Source organism: Acidobacteriota bacterium (genome assembly GCA_040754075.1).
Lineage (GTDB): Bacteria > Acidobacteriota > Blastocatellia > UBA7656 > UBA7656 > JBFMDH01.
In genome coordinates this window covers 1-18,948 of record JBFMDH010000050.1, presented here as the reverse complement: position 1 = coordinate 18,948, position 18,948 = coordinate 1, and the positions used below count along the sequence as shown (strand labels likewise).

Annotated in this window: 16 protein-coding genes; 12 read left to right on the top strand and 4 right to left on the bottom strand. The window is 48.1% G+C overall.

Features of this window, described 5'->3' with window-relative positions:
• The first annotated feature begins 41 nt into the window (after positions 1 to 41).
• Entirely contained in the window at positions 42 to 950 is a 909-nt protein-coding gene (locus AB1757_30105; protein MEW6131321.1) for a hypothetical protein, read from the top strand.
• Here AB1757_30105 and AB1757_30100 read toward each other — a convergent pair.
• The gene (locus AB1757_30100; GenBank protein ID MEW6131320.1) at positions 929 to 1,063 is read right to left on the bottom strand and encodes a hypothetical protein; all 135 of its coding nucleotides are present in this window, start codon (positions 1,061 to 1,063) and stop codon (positions 929 to 931) included. The two genes, AB1757_30105 and AB1757_30100, sit on opposite strands and share 22 nt — an antisense overlap.
• On the opposite strand from AB1757_30100, the gene AB1757_30095 reads away from it, so the two are divergent.
• The 9 genes from AB1757_30095 to ftsH all read left to right on the top strand — a co-directional run bounded on the left by AB1757_30095 (position 1,056) and on the right by ftsH (position 11,801).
• On the top strand, positions 1,056 to 1,895 hold the full coding sequence (locus AB1757_30095) for an NAD(+)/NADH kinase (protein ID MEW6131319.1): 840 nt from the start codon (positions 1,056 to 1,058) through the stop codon (positions 1,893 to 1,895). The genes AB1757_30100 and AB1757_30095 overlap by 8 nt on opposite strands.
• Positions 1,896 to 2,020: 125 nt before the next feature.
• Positions 2,021 to 2,830 carry a rhomboid family intramembrane serine protease gene (locus AB1757_30090; protein ID MEW6131318.1) on the top strand — a complete coding sequence of 270 codons (810 nt, stop codon included), beginning with the start codon at positions 2,021 to 2,023 and terminating at the stop codon, positions 2,828 to 2,830.
• Positions 2,831 to 2,847: 17 nt separating this feature from the next.
• On the top strand, positions 2,848 to 3,639 hold the full coding sequence (locus AB1757_30085; GenBank protein MEW6131317.1) for an ABC transporter ATP-binding protein: 792 nt from the start codon (positions 2,848 to 2,850) through the stop codon (positions 3,637 to 3,639).
• Positions 3,640 to 3,648: 9 nt separating this feature from the next.
• Entirely contained in the window at positions 3,649 to 5,358 is a 1,710-nt protein-coding gene (locus AB1757_30080; GenBank protein ID MEW6131316.1) for a hypothetical protein, read from the top strand.
• Between the two features lie 175 nt (positions 5,359 to 5,533).
• Positions 5,534 to 5,938 (top strand): preQ(1) synthase, encoded by a 405-nt coding sequence (gene queF / locus AB1757_30075; protein MEW6131315.1) that lies wholly within the window; start codon positions 5,534 to 5,536, stop codon positions 5,936 to 5,938.
• A gap of 37 nt (positions 5,939 to 5,975) precedes the next feature.
• Positions 5,976 to 7,001, top strand: coding sequence for a WD40 repeat domain-containing protein (locus AB1757_30070; protein MEW6131314.1), 1,026 nt, complete (start codon positions 5,976 to 5,978; stop codon positions 6,999 to 7,001).
• Positions 7,002 to 7,004: 3 nt separating this feature from the next.
• Positions 7,005 to 7,901 carry a Fe-S cluster assembly protein HesB gene (locus AB1757_30065; protein ID MEW6131313.1) on the top strand — a complete coding sequence of 299 codons (897 nt, stop codon included), beginning with the start codon at positions 7,005 to 7,007 and terminating at the stop codon, positions 7,899 to 7,901.
• Between the two features lie 88 nt (positions 7,902 to 7,989).
• A complete protein-coding gene (gene tilS, locus AB1757_30060; protein ID MEW6131312.1) occupies positions 7,990 to 9,732 on the top strand; it encodes a tRNA lysidine(34) synthetase TilS in 1,743 nt (580 codons plus the stop codon).
• Positions 9,733 to 9,881: 149 nt separating this feature from the next.
• Positions 9,882 to 11,801 (top strand): ATP-dependent zinc metalloprotease FtsH, encoded by a 1,920-nt coding sequence (gene ftsH, locus AB1757_30055; protein ID MEW6131311.1) that lies wholly within the window; start codon positions 9,882 to 9,884, stop codon positions 11,799 to 11,801.
• Between the two features lie 55 nt (positions 11,802 to 11,856).
• Here ftsH and dtd read toward each other — a convergent pair whose 3' ends face one another.
• The 3 genes from dtd to AB1757_30040 all read right to left on the bottom strand — a co-directional run bounded on the left by dtd (position 11,857) and on the right by AB1757_30040 (position 15,309).
• Complete coding sequence (gene dtd / locus AB1757_30050) at positions 11,857 to 12,306, bottom strand: D-aminoacyl-tRNA deacylase (GenBank protein ID MEW6131310.1); 450 nt, start codon at positions 12,304 to 12,306, stop codon at positions 11,857 to 11,859.
• Positions 12,307 to 12,855: 549 nt separating this feature from the next.
• A complete protein-coding gene (locus tag AB1757_30045) occupies positions 12,856 to 14,145 on the bottom strand; it encodes a Gfo/Idh/MocA family oxidoreductase (protein MEW6131309.1) in 1,290 nt (429 codons plus the stop codon).
• A gap of 129 nt (positions 14,146 to 14,274) precedes the next feature.
• Positions 14,275 to 15,309, bottom strand: coding sequence for a formylglycine-generating enzyme family protein (locus tag AB1757_30040; GenBank protein MEW6131308.1), 1,035 nt, complete (start codon positions 15,307 to 15,309; stop codon positions 14,275 to 14,277).
• 136 nt (positions 15,310 to 15,445) lie between these two features.
• Here AB1757_30040 and AB1757_30035 point away from each other — a divergent pair, with 136 nt between their 5' ends.
• Together AB1757_30035 and AB1757_30030 are read left to right on the top strand one after the other, a co-directional pair.
• On the top strand, positions 15,446 to 16,375 hold the full coding sequence (locus AB1757_30035) for an FAD:protein FMN transferase (GenBank protein MEW6131307.1): 930 nt from the start codon (positions 15,446 to 15,448) through the stop codon (positions 16,373 to 16,375).
• Positions 16,376 to 16,574: 199 nt separating this feature from the next.
• Positions 16,575 to 18,722, top strand: coding sequence for a VWA domain-containing protein (locus AB1757_30030; GenBank protein ID MEW6131306.1), 2,148 nt, complete (start codon positions 16,575 to 16,577; stop codon positions 18,720 to 18,722).
• Positions 18,723 to 18,948 lie beyond the last annotated feature (226 nt).

Genomic DNA, 18,948 nt, shown 5'->3' with positions numbered 1-18,948 from the left:
CATCCCTTTGCAAATTTTTAAAATTGAATAAAGGTTGTTTTATGACCAAGGACGCCCCTAAACCGCTTCACATCAAGGACGCGCAGGAATTTTGGCTGCACCTCACAGACGCAGAAGTTTCTGCCAGTCGATTGCTCTACAGACCGGCAATGTTAATTGAATGCCGGGTCAATTTTCGCAGCCTCAGAGCCGGACTGCATCATTCCGAAGAACGCCACTACAGCGCCTGGATACCGGAATCCGATTTGGCGATTGACTGGGATAAACCGGCAATCTCCGCCGATAGAGAGTTGAAATATCAGGCGGTTGCCAACGCCAACATCGATTATGAGCCAGGCACTTATGAAACTACGCTCGCGGAATTCGCGCAGTACGAAACCGAGTTGATTGATAAACTGGCGCGCGCGGAAAAACTGCGCCTCTATTTCAATCCGGTGTTCGGTTTGTTTTCGGCTCCCGAAGATGACTTGAAAGATTTTCTCGCGCGCATTGCCGAAGCCGCGCTTGGACGTGTCGAACCGGAACTCAAACGTTTGCGCAATAAATTCGAGTTACAACTTGAACAGATACGCGAACGCCATGCGGCGATTGACGTGAGCGCCGAAGAAATCAGCGACACCTGGATTACCCGACAACGTTGGTTCTTTGAAAGTGAGAATCGCCTGGCACAATTGTTTTCGACGCTTGCGGGCAGAGTGTTTCGCTCAACAAAACCCAAACCCATCACCGGACCGCTGACGCTCGCGGATACAGAGTTGCGCGAAGATTTGGCGCGTATCGAACAGGAAGCCGGTGAAGCGTTGAAAAAACTTTATGATGAATATGTGACGCTCGCCGGTGAATATGATGTGTTTGAAATCGGTCTGCAACCGGACAATGTCAAAGTCACACGTCGCCTGGTTTTATGGGTTCCGGTCATTCAGGAACATCACGCCGCCGCTTCCGAATAAAAATCATATCCTGCACGAAGCCCTTTGGTTTTTCCACAGCGGGTTGCTACAGTATCAACGAACTTCAAACTCTCGAAGCGGCGGTTATGTTCGATGAAAATCGGCGTGTTCATAAAACCTCAGGAGCCTCGCGCCACCAAAGTAGCCAATGAAATCGCTGCCTGGGCAGCAGATAAAAATATCGAACTGTTCATCAAAGACCGCGCCACAGAGATTCCCGAAAACGCTTACTCTGCCAGTGAAAAAGAGATTGCCAGCCTCTGCGGATTGATTGTCGCCCTGGGCGGCGACGGCACCATGCTGGGTGTCGCCCGCGCCATCGGCGGTTGCGGCACACCGGTTTTAGGCATCAATCTCGGAACCCTCGGTTACCTGACCGAATTCAGCGTTGAAGAAGCCATCCCGGCGCTTGAAAATTTTCTGCGCGGTGAATATCAAATCACCCATCGCACCCTGATTGACTGGCAGGTGGTGCGCCAGTCGCAAATTATCGGTTCAGGGTCGGCGCTCAATGATGTGGTAGTCAACAAAGCGACGCTGGCGCGCATGATTGAACTGGATTTTTCCGCCTCGAATGCGCCGGTCACCACCTATCGCGCCGACGGGCTGATTGTTGCGACCCCGACAGGTTCGACCGCTTACAACCTTTCGGCAGGCGGCCCGATTATTTATCCGAGCGTCGGCGCGATTGCCATTGCGCCAATTTGCCCGCACACCCTCACCAATCGTCCGTTGATTTTGCCGGACACTGCCGACATCAAACTGGAACTGAAAACTCATGGACAGGAAGTCATGCTGGCATCAGACGGGCAGGTTAGTGTCCAATTAAAAGTGGGCGACGTAATCGAAATTAGAAAGAGTGAAAAAACCTTTAATACGATTGTGGCAAAGGGTCATAACTATTTTGAAATTCTCCGCAGCAAATTGAAATGGAGCGGAAGATAGAAAGAGAGTAGGCAGTAGGCAGTTTTCATCATCACTGCTGAGTCTTGCAAGCTAATTTCTTATTAAGCCGAGAGGCACAAATTGCTATCCTAACTGCCTACCGCTTACTGCCTACTGGAGCGAACATGCTTTTCCCGATTGGTGACGATAATTCAGACCGTTTGACGACCCCGTTTGTGGTTTATGCTTTTGTGGCAATCAATGTTGTGGTCTTTCTGTTTTTGCAACAGATTTTGCAAACCAAAAGCGGCGAAATATTTACCTATGGCTATTCGGTCGTGCCTTATGAAATCACTTCCGGCGAAGATTTAAAAACGCCAGTAACCTTGCGCGGCGGACAAGCTGAAGTCACCGCGAGAAACGCACGCGAAATCATCATTCCGCAATATCCGGGACCGTCGCCCATCTGGTTGACCATTCTCACGGCGATGTTTATGCATGGCGGCTGGATGCACATCATCGGCAATATGCTTTATCTGTGGATTTTTGGTGATAACATCGAAGACAATTTCGGACATTTTAACTTCGCGTTTTTCTATTTGATTTGTGGGGTTGCCGCCACCTTCGCGCAAATTTATGTTGACCCGACTTCAGTGATTCCCAATCTCGGCGCATCGGGGGCGATTGCCGGGGTGCTCGGCGCATACCTGGTGATGTTTCCGAAAAACCGTGTGCGCGCCATCGTTCCGCTCGGTTTCTTTTCAACCATCACCGAAGTGCCTGCCGTTGTCGTGTTGGGTTTCTGGATTGTCATTCAAATTTTCAGCCAGTACACCTCAAGCGTTCATCAAAGAGGCGGCGGGGTCGCCTACATGGCGCATATCGGCGGATTCGTTACCGGACTCGTGCTATCATTTCTGTTTCGCAAAAAACGTCCGCCGAAAGTTCCGGTTTACCGCCGCGACGAAGATGATGATTATTACCGTCCCTATTAACCATCGGCGTTGAAATTATGATAGTCCTTGACCAACTGACAAAAGTTTACGGCGACCCGCAAAGTTTCACCAACGCGCAACTCGCGGTTGACCATATCAGCCTGCAAATTCCTTCGGGTCAACTGGTCGGCTATCTCGGCCCGAATGGCGCAGGCAAATCCACCACCGTCAAAATGCTCACAGGGATGCTCGCGCCGACTGCCGGACGCGCGGAAGTTTATGGTCTCGACACGGTGCGCGATAACCTCGCGGTAAAAAAAATCATCGGCTATGTGCCCGATTCCGGCGCGGTCTATGAAACCTTGACCGGACGCGAATACCTGGAAATGGTTGGCAGGCTTTACGGATTGGATGACGCGCTCATTAACGACCGCATACTGAAATTCGGCGATTTTTTTGAACTCGGTGAAGATACGCTCCGCCACAAATTACTTTCGGCTTACTCGAAAGGCATGCGACAAAAGATGGTGATCTCCGCCGCCTTGATTCATAACCCGCGAGTGATTTTTTTTGATGAACCGTTGAACGGACTGGACGCCAGCACGCAGTTGATGTTCAAAACGTTGATTAAAAATTTAGCCGGCGAAGGCAAAACCATTTTTTATTGTTCGCATATTCTCGATGTTGTCGAGCGCACCTGTGACCGCATTATTATCATTGATAAAGGGCGTGTGGTTGCCGATGGCACGCTCTCTGAATTGCAGGCGGCAAGCGGCGAAGGCTCGCTTGAGCGCATCTTTAACAAATTGACGGCGCACAGCAATCTCGAAGAACGCGCCGAAGAATTTTCCAAAACCTTTTCATTTTAATTTTCACCTGTGACCTTTCTCGAAAAACAAGGCATTGATGTGCGCCAACTGAAAACCCTGCTCGGCGTGTACCTCAAACTGGATTTACGCAGTAGCAAATCTTTCGGGCAACAGGGCAAAGAGACCTTCACTTCAAATCGCGCCCTGCTTTCGATTCTCTTGATGTATGTGTTATCGGGGTTAATCATCGGCTTTTTCGTCCTAACCGGCGCGGATGTTTTTCTGTTTTCGCTGATTGCTTCAAGCTACACCTTCGCATTGATTGCGCTGGCAGTGATTACCGAATCGGGCAATGTGATATTTAATGAAAACGAACCCGACATCATCGGGCATCTGCCGATTACTTCGCGCACCCTGTTTGTCGCCAAAACCTTGAACCTGTTTTTATTCGCCTTGTTGCTTGCCACCGCGGTCAATTTTTTCCCGACGATTTTTGGCGTATGGGCAAGAGGTTCAAGCGTGGCTTTCGTTTTCGCGCATATCGTATCGGCTTTTTTAATTGCGGTGTTTGCGACCGTGCTGGTGGTGACCAGTTATGGTCTGCTGATGCGCTATGTTGATAAAGAGAAATTCAACAACATCATCGCCTATGCGCAAACCGCTTTGACGATTTTGTTTATTCTGAGCTATCAACTGCTGCCGCGTTTGATGGATAAATTTCAAATCAATATCAATCAAGCCTCACGCGATTATTTTTATTACTATCTGCTTTATCCGCCTGCCTGGTTCGTCGGGTTGACGCTTTTGCTGATGGGCAAAGTCAACACCTTTTCACTGGCGCTTACCCTGACAGGCTTGCTGATTTTGTCGATTGTCGGGTTTATTGCGTTAAGGAAAATTGCCGGTGGTTATGCAACTTTCGTTTCCCGCCTGGCATTTGATTCTTCAAACTATGTCGAAGTAAAGCCCCAACCTTTCAGGTCGGCTGCTGAGGCAGTACAACTTTCACGTGCGGAAAAATTTGGAAAAATCAAAGCACTTTTTTTGCGTTATCCGGTCGAACGCGCGGTGTTCGATCTGGTGGCAAGTTACATCAAACGTGACCGCGAAATCAAAATCCGCCTCTATCCGACCTTTGCCTACTTCATCATCTTTCCGTTGCTTGGACTGATCAGTGAAGAGCTTTCAGACCCGTTTTACAATACCAGTTATACTTTTGGCGCGCTGGTTGGCGGCGCGATGATTTCGTTTGTGATGATGTCGGCAATCGAAGTGCTGCTGTTTTCGGAGCACTACCAGGCGGCTTATATTTTTCGCGTCGCGCCTGTAGAAAATTTAAGCCACATTCATCAAGGTCTCAGAAAAGCGACTTTCATTTATTTCGGGTTGCCGGGCGCGGTGATTCTGTTTCTGCTCTACGCGCTGATCTGGCGCAATGCCTTGCACGCTTTTCTCATCATTGCGCCGTGGGTCATGCTTGCGCCGTCGCTGGCGATGTTGTCATTTTTACGGCGCGAAATCCTGCCGCTGTCGCGCAAATACCAGAAAGGGCAGCAATCGGCGCGTTCGATGATTATCTTTTTTGCCAATTCAATTTGTCTGGTGGTTGTCGGCGTCGCGCAAAACTTTGCGATTCTCGGTGTCATTTCCTACTGGATATTTTTGCCAGGCGTTTTCATTGGCTCACTGTTGATTTATTTGTTCCTGCGATTGCTTAGCGGGGAAACCCGACCCCTCACGCCTGCAATCAACCTCTTCGATAGCGGAGAAACCAATTAGTCCCGACATTGGCGCTTGACGGCAACTGATTCATGCGAATTGCTGCGGGTGATTTCTTGCTGCTACACTAACCATTTGTTTTTATGCGCTGAAACTGAACGGATAGCCACATCCTGAAACCTGATTGTGCAATCAGTCTAAAACCGCTCAAAGACGAGCGGAAAAAGGAGAAAAGATGACCACCGAAGTAATTGAAAATTTAGGCTTGATAATTGAAGAAACGCCAACCGAAGAGATGAACCTCGTTCCGCTTGAAACCTTCGCTTACCAATATGTCGGCAAAGAGACGCGCATCTCATTCATCTGTCCGGAATTCACGGCAATCTGCCCGTTTTCGGATTTCCCGGATTTCGCCACTATCAAAATTGATTACGCGCCCAATGAACGATGCATCGAATTGAAATCGTTGAAGCTCTATATCAACTCATTTCGCAACGTCAAAATTTTCCACGAGCATGTGATGAACAAAATTCTCGATGACTTCGTAAAAGCCTGCGACCCGTTGTGGGTAGATATTGAAGGCGATTTCAATGTGCGCGGCAATATCAAAACCGTGATGCGCGTTTCATATAAAAAGTAAATATTAGATTCGACCATACGTAAAGGGTGAGGCATGTATGTCTACATTAAAGTCAGCCTCTTGGTTCCAGATGTTGAGAATCACAATCATCATAATGACTTTCATTGCACCCACAAATGGTTCTACGCAATCTGTTGAACTCATAAAAAAAATCAAAATTCCGAGAGGAATCGCATCTATAGCCTTTTCACCTGACGGGCAATTGCTTGCTTGCGGCGGCGAAAATGTGCTTACTCTCTTTGATGTAAAAACTGGAAAACTACTAAAATCTTCGCCATATGATATGGATAGAGTAATTAACTCTATCTCCTTCTCTCCGGATGGGCGATTGCTTGCAAGTGCGGACGATGATGGCAGGATAATAATTCACGACGTGCGAACCTGGAAAACGAAACGCACTCTGATCGTCCACCAACCACATGAAACACCCGACTCTCATGATTTTAGAGTTTTTTCAGTTAGTTTCTCACCTGATGGAAAAACCTTAGTCAGCGGAAGCGGAGGATTTGAGTGTAGGGATTGTCTTCCATACGGAGAGGTAAATTTTTGGGATTTAAATACAGGGAGACTTTTATCCACTCTTCCAAAACAGAAAGACTACATCTGGTCGGTTTCATTTTCTCCTAATGGAAAATTAATCGCTATCGCTAATGGTAATGCAAAGGTGGTTGTTTGGGATGCAAAGCAGAAAAAAGTATTAGATGAATTTCCCGGCATGATTGGTGAGGTCTATTCAGTGAGATTTTCCAAGAGCGGAAATAAGTTAGTCGCTGCCAGTGAAGATAAAACCGTAATGGTTTGGGATGTCAGGACTAGAAAAGTAGAATTCACATTTGCTGACTATAGAGACAGAGTTTTATCAGCCACATTTCTCAACGAAATAAAAATAGCCGCTGTCGGCGGAAAAAACGGATTAAAAATTTTCAATCTTAATTCCACAAAATCTGAATCAATTCCTATAGGCAAAGATTTATACCTGAATTGCGTTTCATCGTCTCTCAACGGAAAAAATTTAGCAATAGGCACTTCTAATGGAACAATAATGTTGTGGAAGATTAAATAGATTATGCAAATAACCATTCCAACCCCTGAGCAATTCAACTTCAAACGCACCGCCATCAGTCATGGGTGGTATGATTTGCCGCCGTTCACGCTGGATAAAGATAGTTGGACGATGACGCGGGTGATTGTACTCAACGGCGCAAAACCGATAAAAGTCACCCTCACGGAAGCCAACGGCACCCTCGTTGTCAACCTGCCACGCAAATTGAACCAACGCGCCGAAGCCAAAGTTATCCGCGATGTGCGCCATATCTTCAGGCTCGATGATGATTTGTCCTCGTTTTATGAAGCGGTCGCCAGTGATAAGGATTTCGCCTGGATTACCAAAGCCGGAGCGGGGCGAATGCTGCGCGCGCCGTCGGTCTTTGAAGATTTAATCAAGACGGTCTGCACCACGAATTGTTCGTGGGCGCTCACAGATAAAATGGTCAATCAACTGGTCAATGAACTCGGTGAAGCCGCAGCAGATGGTTCGCGCACCTTTCCCACCCCGGAAGTCATGGCAGCGATGCCTGAAAGTTTTTATCGCGAAAAAATTCGCGCCGGCTATCGCGCGCCCTATTTGCAGGAGATTGCCGAACAGGTTGCCACCGGCAAGCTTGATTTGGACGCGTGGCTCACAAGCGATTTACCGACCGAAAAACTCAAACGCGAAATGAAACGAGTGAAAGGGGTCGGCACTTATGCAGCGGAAAATCTCTTGCGGCTGGTGGGTCGTTATGATGGACTGGCGCTTGATTCCTGGGTGCGCGGCAAATTCGCCAAAATGTATAACAAAGGTCGCATCGCCACGGATAAAAAAATCGCCCGATTTTACGCGCGTTTCGGTGAGTGGCAAGGGTTGGCTTTATGGTGTGATATGACCAAAGACTGGCTCGAAGGCGAAGACCAGCTTTGGTAATTCAAACGTCAATATAAGTTTGCCTGCGTTTTTATCACGTCATTATTTTCTTGTTGCGCAAAGGCTCGGCTGCAAAAATAATTTCCCTATGTCAGCCCAAAGCGCCTTTCAAAAAGTTCAGAGTTTCATTAAAACTCACGCCCTGCTCGCAGAAACAACGGGTATTGTCATTGCGCTTTCAGGTGGTCCCGATTCCATTGCCCTGCTCGACATCCTCATTCGTTTACAAAAAGCTTTTCGCAAAAACAGAAAGCATGCGCAGGAATTCAACCTTCATATCGCGCATCTCAATCATCAACTTCGCGGCAAAGCTTCGGACGAAGATGCAGAATTTGTCCGACGACTTGCTGACAAACTGGAGATTCCTGCGACTGTTGCGGCATTAGATATTAACCAACTTGCTGAAACAACCAGGTGTGGCGTCGAAGAGACCGCGCGCCTTGCGCGTTACCGATTTTTGCTCGATACGGCAATGCAAACCGGTTGCAACCGCATTGCTACGGGTCACACGATGAGCGATCAGGCGGAAACTTTTTTGATGAGGCTCGCACGCGGCGCAGGGCTTCGCGGCTTGGCATCCATGCGTCCGATGATTCCGGCACATCAATTCCGTGATGAGTCTGAAGTATCCGGCGTCGATGAACAGGATTCCGGATTCAGGATTCAGGATTCAGGAGATAACCGGCAGCAAAACGATTCATCGCTCGCCATCGCGAACCATCAGTTGCCACCTGCCATCCGCCACCCGCAATTTGAACTGCCCAATGCTTACTGCCTGCTGCCCACGGAAATCAAATTGATTCGCCCATTGCTTGCCATCTCGCGTGAAGAGGTCGAGCAGTATTGTCGCAAACGACACTTAGCGTTTCGCCTGGATGCAACGAATGAAAGTTTGGATTATACGCGCAATCGCATCCGCCACGAAGTGCTGAAGGTTTTGCGTGAGATTAATCCGCGCATCATTGAACATCTGGCGCAAACGGCTGAGATTATCGCGCTTGATGATGATGCGCTGAATCAATTAACCGCTGAATTGCTCGGAAAAGCGCAAATTCCATCAACCATCGAAGCGCCTAATGAAAAAGGGATTGCCTTATCAATCGTAGAAATTTTACCTCATCCGCAAGGGGTGCGAAGACGACTATTGATTGCGGCAACGCAGCAGGCGCAGGAGAAGTTATTGCCGCCTCATTCACCCGTTTCAGCTATTGAATCAACGCACATCAAGGCGCTTGAACACTTACTTGTTGAAGGTGTGAGCGGTGATCATGTGCAACTTATGGATGCCATCGAAGTCTGGCGCGAATTTAATTCACTGGTTTTTATTTCAACGCTCAAACCCGATAAGCCGGTTGTAATCAAACACCAGACACCAGATGAAAATTTCAACTCAAAAACTTTTATTGAAGTAAACCTAAATCAGCCGGAACAAATAATTGAAGCTGGTGAATTCCGTTTGCAAATTAACCGCCATCAACCGATTGCCAATTTAAAGGAAGTCATTCGACAAAATCAGAAAATTAAAGAGCGAAGCGGAATGGACTGGTTCAAGGTGGCGCTTGATGATGCACGCTTGCCCGACCATTTAATTTTGCGAACCCGACAGGCAGGCGAAAAAGTTCGCGTCGTTGGACAGGCAAAAATTAAAAAGTTGAAAAACCTGATGATTGACCATAAAATCCCTGCAAGCCGTCGAGCAACGTGGTTAATTTTGGCAACATCAGACGGTGAGTATGTATGGTCACCGGGATTGCCCCCCGCCTTGAAATTTACAGCCAATGAGCAAATGCCAAGCATTGCCATCGTACAGGTTTTAAATACAGGTTTCTGAATCTTATACCTGATGAAACCCGTAGTTGAATTTGCGTATGCTGTGAGAAAAGCGTTGAGGGGTTAAAAATTTACTGTGATTGCGCATCATTTGTAGGTAAGCTAGAATTTGAAATCGGGTAAAGACCCGTTATTTTCGGAGGTAGTAGGTTGAATTCAACAGTTAGACAAGCAATTTTCTGGGTGGTGATTATCGGCGGCGCGATTCTGCTTTATGCGGTTTTCACAAGCCGAGGTGGGCAAAAAGAAGTTGTCCTCACCCATACTGAATTAGTTAAAAAAATAGAGGCACAGCCGGTACAGATTCAAGAAGCAACGCTTGAAGAGAATTCCGGTTTCACAGGCAAGCTGACAACCGGCGAAAAATTTGAAGCCCCGGTGACCAATCAATTTATTCAACGTGATATTGTCGACAAGATGACCGCTAAAGATATTAAGGTCAGTATCAAAAGTTCTTCATCAAGTCAGTGGGTATTTAGCCTGTTCAGTTGGGCACCGATTCTGGTGATTCTCGGACTCTGGATTTTCATGATGCGGCAGATGCAATCGGGCGGTAATAAAGCCCTCTCTTTTGGAAAATCCCGCGCCAAATTGTTAAGCAATCAGCAAAAGCGCGTCACCTTCAAGGATGTCGCGGGCGTTGAAGAAGCCAAAGAAGAATTACAAGAGATTATTGAATTTTTGAAAGAGCCGCAGAAATTCCAAAAACTTGGTGGACGCATTCCCAAAGGCGTTTTGTTGATGGGACCTCCGGGCACCGGCAAGACCCTGCTTGCACGCGCCATCGCCGGTGAAGCCAACGTGCCGTTCTTTTCGATTTCCGGTTCGGATTTCGTTGAAATGTTCGTAGGTGTTGGCGCTTCCCGCGTGCGTGATTTGTTTGAACAGGGCAAAAAGAATGCGCCGTGCATTATTTTCATTGACGAAATTGATGCGGTTGGTCGGCATCGTGGCGCAGGTCTTGGCGGCGGACACGATGAACGCGAACAAACGCTCAACCAATTGCTCGTTGAGATGGATGGTTTTGAATCAAACGACGGAGTAATTTTGATTGCTTCGACGAACCGCCCGGATGTGCTCGATCCGGCGCTACTCAGACCTGGACGTTTTGACCGTCGCGTCGTGGTTAATCGTCCTGATGTGAAAGGGCGCGAAGGCATCCTTGCCGTGCATACACGCAAAATCCCGCTTGGTGAAGATGTCGATATTAACGTCATTGCCCGCAGCACGCCTGGATTTACCGGCGCGGATTTGGCGAATCTCGTGAACGAAGCGGCGCTCAACGCTGCCCGTTATAATCGCAAAGCGGTTTCGATGCTCGATTTTGAATGGGCAAAAGATAAAGTATTGATGGGTTCCGAACGGCGCTCCATCGTGATGTCAAACGAAGAGAAACGCAACACTGCCTATCACGAAGCCGGTCACACAATGGTTGGCATTAAAGTTCCTAATGCCGACCCGGTGCATAAAGTTTCGATTATTCCGCGCGGCATGGCGCTCGGTGTCACCATGCAACTGCCGGAAGCCGACCGTTATTCACATACCAAAGATTATCTCGAAGGGCAGATTGCCATTTTAATGGGTGGTCGAATTGCCGAAGAGATTTTCCTCAATCACGTCACCACCGGTGCTTCAAATGACATTGAACGCGCAACGGAACTGGCGCGCAAGATGGTTTGCGAATTCGGAATGTCGAGCCTTGGGCCAATCACTTTTGGCAAAAAGGAAGAGCAGATTTTCCTTGGACGCGAAATCGCTCAGCATCAGGATTACAGCGAAGATACGGCGATTAGAATCGATCAGGAAGTCAAACGCATCGTCACTGAACAATATAATCGCGCCAAGCAGATTATTTTGGAAAACAAGGACGCCATGATCAGACTTTCAGAATCCCTGCTTGAACGTGAATCGCTTGATGGGGTGCAGATTCGTCGCTTGATTGCGGGGCTTCCGCTTGATGATGATACGACACCGTCTTCATCCATACGGGAAGACAAACCCAAGACGGAACCGAAACCTTCCGTGCTGAATCCAATCATCCCGCCGGTGCCCGGTAATGCCAACGCTTAATCAGTTGTGCTAGCGTTTCATATTTTAAGGGCTGAGAGCCTATCACTCTCAGCCCTTAAAAATTTTTACGACTATCAAGCAATATAGTCACCGGCCCGTCATTTATTAGATTGACCTGCATCATCGCTTGAAACACGCCCGTTTCCACAGCTAAGCCCTTTTTCCTCGCCTCAGAAATAATGTATTCATACAAAGCATTCGCTCGTTCAGGTTCTGCGGCTTCAATATAAGAAGGTCGACGGCCTTTACGCGCATCGCCGTAAAGCGTAAATTGCGAAACCACCAGCAGTGCGCCACCGGCGTCAAGAACAGAGCGGTTCATTTTTCCCTCTTCATCGTTAAAGATGCGCAAATTTAGGGTTTTATCCAGTAAATAATCGGCATCTGCCTGCGTGTCATCGCGAGCTACCCCCAGCAGAACCAATAAACCTTGAGCAATTTTGCCTACGATTTGTTCATCTACCTCGACACAGGCGCTTTTTACCCGTTGAATAACCGCTCTCACTGAAATTCCTCCCAAATAATGATGGCAACGCTGTATGTTTAAGCAAAATTAGCCGATTTTGCAAATCTCGTAACTAATTTGGGTGTTTGGAAAGATGTAATTGACTTGTCGAGGAAGCGAAGATATGATGATGCAGTACGCTAGATCGTCGAATCGACAAGCCCCCTTGAACATCCAGTAGCCCCCTTTCTGAATGTTCCATATCCAGCGCACTGCTGAAACAACGCCGCTTTATGGCAGGAACATAAAGCGGTGTTGTTTATGGGTCGAGGTTATATCACATACCTACACTAGATGCAAGAAAAAAGTTAAAGTAATACATCAAGCTCTCAAGTTACTTTCACTATCACTGCGTAAATCCTTCAATAAAACAAGTTATTTCTTTTCTCCAGAGCAGAAAAATATTTTTACCAAGGAACCTTTTTCAAGTTTTTGAGATAAACATTAACTCTTTTTTCTGCTTGATTTGATGAAAGAGTTGCGGCAAAAAAAGCTGGAGGTGGTGATTATCTTCTACTCACGAAAGGTTCACCACCTCTTAAAGTAAGATTAGCTGAGAACGGTTTGACCGGGAATTGCAATTGCCGGAACCGCAATCGGTCCCCAATCAAGTTTAGCCGGCACCAGACTCTCTTGAGAATTCAACGCCTTTTCCCAGGTTACGACTTTGCCGGTATAGGCAGACATTCTGCCCATAATTGCCGAAAGGGTGCTTTCGGCAACATTTTTAAGCTCGTTAATTGGTTTGGCGGTGCGAATGCTGGCGATTAAATCGGTATGTTCTTTGACATAGGGGTCTGGATCGTCGCCTTGTTTACGCTCCATTCGCCAAGGATTTGCGCCGGTGATTTGATAACGATTCACCTGACATTTGCCTTTAGTGCCAACCAGAGCTTCGGAAACGTTGCCATCCGCACCAACCACCTGACGGCACATACTCATCAGGTGCATACCATTTTCGTATTCGTAATCAATGGCAAAGTGGTCGAAAATGTGTCCGTAATCCGGCGAAGTGCGGGATTGTCGACCGCCCATTCCGGTTGCCGACACCGGATGCGCTTGCATCGCCCAATTGACTACATCAATGTTGTGGACGTGTTGTTCGACGATATGATCGCCTGAAAGCCAGGTAAAATAGAGCCAGTTGCGCAATTGCCATTCCATATCGCTCCATCCCGGCTGGCGATCTTTCTTCCACAAACCGCCTTGATTCCAGTAACAGCGCGCGGCAACAATTTCACCAATAGCACCATCGTGAATCAATTTCATGGTTTCCAGGTAGCCGGTCTGGTGGCGACGCTGTGTACCGGCAGCAATCGCCAAGCCTTTTGCTTTCGCTTGTTCATAGGTTTCAAGCACGCTGCGAATCCCTGGTCCATCGACCGCTACTGGTTTTTCCGTGAAAATATTTTTGCCGGCAGCGACCGCTGCCTTCAAATGTGTAGGACGAAAGCCCGGCGGGGTTGCCAGGATAATGTAATTGACCTCTTTGGTGTTGATGACTTTTTCATAAGCATCAAAACCAACAAACATACGGTCATTGGGCACATTGATTTTATCGGCATTCTTCTTGCCAAGTTCCGCTTTGCAACTTTCTATTCGGTCTTTAAAAGCATCGCCCATCGCAACCAGTTTAACGCCTTGCGCTGCATTGAAAGCATTGTCAACTGCACCGGTGCCGCGTCCGCCGCAACCAATTAAGCCGATGCGAATTTCATCGCTTCCTGCCGCATAGGCAGCGTTGTTGATTAGATTGGTCGCGACAGTTGCGCCGATAGCAACGGCAGAGGTTTTCAAAAAATCTCTGCGCGATGGATTTTTATCATTAGAATTTTCCATATCTTCTCCTTTTCAACCCTTTGGACTGTAGCCCTTAATTTCCAGACCAATGCCTTGAAACTGACTCTGAGAGCCAGTTTCAAGGCATCGCCTGACAATATCCGGCAATTAATAACTAAAGACCATTGTTTAATCGGGACTCTGGCGAGTCACCTTGGATTTCAATCCTTTCAAAATCTCTTGTTCATCAAGCGGATGAACGATGCGAAAACCGATAGTGAGTGCGTCGGTGTGCCACCAGATGCTTTGCGGACGTTGCGGGTCGCGCTTGCTCCACTCTTTTTTCGAGTATTGCCGCGCCGCGCTTCGCAATTTGTCCGCATCGTCATCCCATGACCCGCCACGTACCACATTCGGATAACGCCTTTCTGTCGGAACCAACACAGGCTCAACCACGCCTGCTTTCAACGTGCTGTAAAAATCTTTTGCATAGGCATCCAGACACCACTCGGCGACATTGCCGTGCATATCGTATAACCCCCAGGGATTCGCCTTCTTCTTGCCAACCGGATGCGGCGCGCCTTCCGAATTATCGGCAAACCAACCGTACTCTGCTAATTTTTTAGCATCATCGCCAAAGGCGTAAGCAGTCTTTGAACCGGCGCGACAAGCGTATTCCCATTCGGCTTCGGTGGGCAAGCGATAAAGTTTGCCGGTTTTTTCAGTAAGCCATCGGCAGTATTCCATCGCCGCATGATGCGTAATGCTGATTGCCGGTTGACGCCCTTTGCCATAGCCAAACGATTCATCGGCATAAGGCGGCGTCGGGCGCGTAACCGCATCACTTGCTGTTGGCTGCGGTTCCGGCGTTGGTTTTTTCGGAATATCCTGCGAGAAAGCAAAAACATCATATTCGTCCCAGGTCACTTCCATCGCGCCCATCCAGAACGGTTGAATTTTAACTTCAACCTGCTGCCCTTCATCTGCGCCACGTCCAGTTTCGCTCGCCGGACTGCCAAGTTGAAATGTGCCGCCGGGAATTGCCACCATATCGAATTTCACGCGGTTGCCTGGAACGGTTTCCGTGTACGGCTTCATATCGGACGGCTTGGTTGAGACTTGTGCCTCAACTGCGGCAAAACTCTGGCGAAAGTTACCGGCATTTAGCCCACTGACCAACGCGAAAAATAAACTGATGATTAAGACCAAACGGATTTGCTTCATGCTCTGATTCATTGCTATTAAAAATTCGATGATTGCGGTGCTGAAAAGAATCTCTGTCGCGCTGATGTGCCTGCTGATTCTCAATATTTACGGTTATACGATCACACCCCGGCGATTTGAATTCACTGAAATTCACATGGGTACACAGTTTAAAATTGTGATGTATGCGGCAAATCATCAAATCGCTGGTCGCGCTAAGCAAGCCGCATTTAACCGCATCGCGCGTTTGGATGCTATCATGAGCGATTATCAGCAAGCCAGTGAGCTAAACACCCTTTCCCATCAAGCCATCAATCGTCCCCTGAGAATCAGCTATGATTTATTTCGCGTTCTCGATTACTCGCAAAGGCTCGCGGCAAAAACCAATGGCGCATTTGATATAACAATCGGCGCAGTCACACGTTTGTGGCGACGCGCGCGCCGCACGCATCAAATGCCCGATAAAGAAAAACTCACACAAGCGTTAGCTCTCACAGGCTTCAAAAAACTCCATCTCGATGCAAAGACGCAATCCGCCTGGCTTGACCGCGAAGGCGTGCTTTTGGATTTAGGCGGCATCGCCAAAGGTTTTGCCGCTGACGAAGCCCTAGAGATTTTAAAACGATTGGGCATTCGCAGTGCTTTAGTTGCCGCGGGAGGTGACATCGTCATCGGTCAGTCGCCGCCCGGACAATCGGGATGGGTGATTGAAGTCGCAACTTTGCAAGCCAACAACTTGCAAAATAAAACCCAACTCTTACTCTCTAACGCCGCGGTTTCAACATCGGGCGATGCTGAACAGTTTGTCGAATTTGATGGCGTTCGCTATTCACATATTGTTGACCCGCGCACCGGCGTCGGTATTCAAGGGCAAAGCAGTGTCACGGTTGTCGCGCGACGCGGCATAGATTCCGATGCGCTCGCTACGGCGGTAAGCGTTCTTGGCAAAGACGAAGGTTTGCGATTGATTAACGCGACAAAAAATGTTGCAGCTTTCATAACCATCAAAACCTTGCAGGGCGAGATGACGAGCTATGCATCTGCCAATTGGCAAGCTGTCGCGAAACCTAGTAAAATTCGTGACTGATTGCCCGCTTACTCTCAAGATACTGATGAATCACTGCTTTTATCACCATTAGGATTTTGTAAGTATTGCTTGTATGGCAGATTCTAAATAGGTTCGTTTGATATATCGTGCAGGCAACTTTTGCCTGAGCGAATTCATCGTCCTTCAAAAGGCAGTACCGTCAGTGGAAAATCTACTTGATTAAAGGAACCCTGCAGTTATGACACATTTGAAACTGCCGGCAGTCGTTTGCCTGCTTTTTCTCCTCTCTGCCAGCCACCTGTTGGCAATTCGGCTTTTTGCCCAGGACGCGAAAAAAGATCAGGAGTCGGTGGTAAAGCTTAAAACCGAACTGATTAATGTACGCGCTGTGGTGACCGATAAAAATGGCAACATTATTGAGAACTTGACGAAAGAAGATTTTGAAGTTCTTGAAAATGATCGCCCACAGCAAATCAGTTTCTTTTCGCTTGAACGCACCGGCAAGCTATCACGCGCCGCCGCATCTACCGGAAGCGATTCGATAAAAAATTCACAACCCACTGCCTCCAAACCAGGCAGTAGCGGCGGGCATACGGTTGTGCTTTTCGTCGACACAGTGAACCTGTCGTTTTCAAGCCTGTATCTGTTGAGACAGGAACTCAAGAAATTTGTCGCCACCTCGCTTTCCGAAGACGATCAAGTTGCGCTGGTGACGACTACGGCTTCGCTTGGCATCTACGAACAGTTCACGCGCGACCGCCAACTGCTCAATCGTCTGATTGACAAAATTGCGCCGTGGCAACCCGACACTCGTGTGCGATTTTACACCCCATTGCTGGCTGCTCGTGTACTGGCAAGTGATCGGGCAGCAAAGGTACTGGCGCTCTGCATCGTGAGAGAAGAACAAGGGCGACCCTGTGGCCAAGAGTTCGAGGAAATCGATCCGTTCATCTATCAAATGAGTTCAGCCGATGAAGTAGCGATAACCGGTCGGGCTAAAGAGGTGTTGATGGAGGGAATCCGGCGGCGGCAAATGACTCTGTCCACGCTCAGGTCAGTGACCGAGCGGTTACAGGGGATGCCCGGTCAGAAGATTCTGGCACTCTTTTCTGATGGTTTTACGATGATGGGTTACGGGGGTGAAGCGGATTTATCTGCCGTACAAACCGTGGTCAGCCGCGCCGTCCGTTCAGGAGTCGTCTTCTACGCCTTCAACGCCAAAGGACTACAACCTGATGTCTTTGGTGATGCGTCTGTTGGGACATTTATGCCGCCGCCATCCTTTTCAACCTATATGGGAATGTCGGCGCGAGATAGTGAAAACGGTCTCAACGCTCTAGCTGCGGACACTGGCGGCAAGGCGCTCTTCAACACGAATAATCTGAACATCGGTTTGCAGCAGGCGCTTGATGAAAACAGCATCTATTACGCGCTGGATTACTATTCCTCAAACACGGAGGCAGAAAATAAATTTCGCAAAATCAAAGTCCGCGTCAAAAACCATGATGACTATAAAGTGCGCGCCCAGCGCGGCTATCTGCCCGCCGATTTCAAGAACGAAGAAGAAACCTTGACGCCGCGACAGCAATTAATCAAAGCGATGACTGCGCCACTATCGGTCAACGCCCTCGGGGTTGCGGCAACCGCAGACTTTATCGAACTCGAAGGTGATAAAGCGCAGGTTTCGCTTTCGATTTATGCCGATCCGGTTTCTTTTGATTTCCTGATGCAAAACGACGCGCGACTCTTTGACGCCGAACTTGGGGTGGCAGTGCTGAATACTTCCGGCAAAGTGATTAAAACGATCAATGAACAGATGAAGGGGCAGATTACGCCGGCGCAATTCGAGTTGGCAAAACGTAATGGCTTTAAATCGGCAAGGCGGCTGGAACTTGAGCCGGGAACCTACAACATTCGTATTGGTTTGCTGGAAACCCACACTCAAAGAGTGGGGTCGACATCTCTCTGGGTTGAAGTTCCGGATTTGAAAAAAGGCAATCTGACGCTTAGCGATTTGCTATTAATCACCGCGCAACCGCAACCGACGAATCAGACCGAGGTGTTGCAGAAGGTTTCCAGACAGGGCGAAATCATCTATAGCAGCACGGATGTCCTGTCATACGGCTTTAAAATCTACAATGCGCCGGAGGTTGCGAATCTGCGAATGCAGGTGGAGTTCGCGCAGGATAACAAAGTGATTCTGCAAACACCTTGGACTGACATTGCTTCAGTGATGGATGACCGGGATGCCAAAGCCATTAATGTGTCACAGCAGTTTAAACTCAATAATCTCAAGCCCGGCACGTATCAATTGAAAGTCCGCGTGCAGGATACGCGAAAAAAATACATCGGGGAAAAACAGAAATGGTTCGTCATTGCGTCCTGAGAAAAAGCTTTACACCTCAGTCAATCTCAGGGGTGATGATTGCAGATGAAATTTGGTAATCCAGCCTCGCTTCAGCGATAGCCTAAGAAGCTATCGCTGAACTATAGACCTCATGAAAAAGAATTTCTGAGAATCACTTGAAAGTAAGGATTCAATCGGGGTATCTCCATAGTTTCACTTTATCCAAAAACCAAAGGAGATTCCCCGATGTTACCCTTTCGTCTTA